This is a genomic window from Spirosoma utsteinense, from assembly GCF_014282275.1.
In the GTDB taxonomy this organism is placed as follows: Bacteria; Bacteroidota; Bacteroidia; order Cytophagales; family Spirosomataceae; genus Spirosoma; species Spirosoma utsteinense.
The window spans coordinates 1-991 of record NZ_VFIA01000159.1; the positions used below are offsets into that span (position 1 = coordinate 1).

At 44.7% G+C, this 991-nt stretch carries 1 protein-coding gene and 1 pseudogene; both read left to right on the plus strand.

Going from position 1 to position 991, the window contains the following annotated elements; all coding sequences use genetic code 11:
- Nucleotides 1-19: 19 nt before the first annotated feature.
- Nucleotides 20-520, plus strand: coding sequence for a helix-turn-helix domain-containing protein (locus FH603_RS28255; protein ID WP_186742751.1), 501 nt, complete (start codon nt 20-22; stop codon nt 518-520).
- A gap of 83 nt (nt 521-603) precedes the next feature.
- Nucleotides 604-991, plus strand: a pseudogene (locus tag FH603_RS28260) (transposase); the annotation flags it as partial.

Below are 991 nucleotides of genomic sequence, written 5' to 3' on the forward strand. Positions count from 1 at the left end.
ATACTAAATCAGAAGCTTCATGTCGTATATTAGTGGGATGAATTACTCGACTAAAATCAAGGAAGACTTGGATTTGTTGCAAACCATTGAAAAACAACAATATAAAGCTCAGTGTAGGGATCATGTCCGCTTCTTACGATTGTTGAAGTCGGGCCAATGCAGTACCCAAACAGAGGCCGCTAAACGGGTTAATCTGAGTTTAAGACAGGCACAGCGGGTCTGGAAAACCTATCAAGAAAAGGGACTTGAAACCTTATTGCAACCTCGAAAGGCTACCTATTTTGGCAAGCTATCCACTACTCAAATTAGCCATCTCCGGCGATTTTTGCTCGATGATCAGGCGCAAACACTAGCTGACATTCAAGCTTATCTGGCGGGTAGCTTAGGAGTCGAGTATACCCTTGGTGGCGTTTTTGATCTATGTAAACGATTGAAGATCAAGCCTAAAACCGGCCGGCCGGTGCATATCGAACAGGCACCGGGGGCCATTGAGATTTTTAAAAAGAGTTTGCTCAGGTAAGGGCCAACTTTACCGACCAAGCCGTTTTCTATCATGATGAATTACGGGCAGGAACACGTACTGAACTAGGACGAAAGTGGTCCCCTATGGGCCATCGACCGATTTCACCCATCCGGATTGGCTATGAAAACGTTTACCTGTATTTGACTTTATGCCCCTTTAACGGACAGGGATACGCGGCTTTTCTGCCTAAGCTAAATGCGCACTGGTTTGGCTGGTTTATCCAACAAGTAGACGGTTGTCTAACGGGTAAATCGCTTTTTGTGGCCGATGGTGCTAAGGCCCATAAAGCTGATTTATTCAACAAGGCAAAGTTAACATTCAAGAAATTGCCGCCTTACTGTCCTGAATTGAACCCCGTCGAGCGTGTGTTTAAATCCGTTCGTCAGCAATTAAAACATCGGGTATTTTCGAGTTTGACAGAGGCACAAGCTCGAATTCAAGCGATTGTAGAAGACTTATTTGCTGATT

Bases quoted from the DNA above. Each gene is read 5' to 3' on its own strand.
- FH603_RS28255 (WP_186742751.1), top strand. From the start codon at position 20: ATGTCGTATATTAGTGGGATGAATTACTCGACTAAAATCAAGGAAGAC.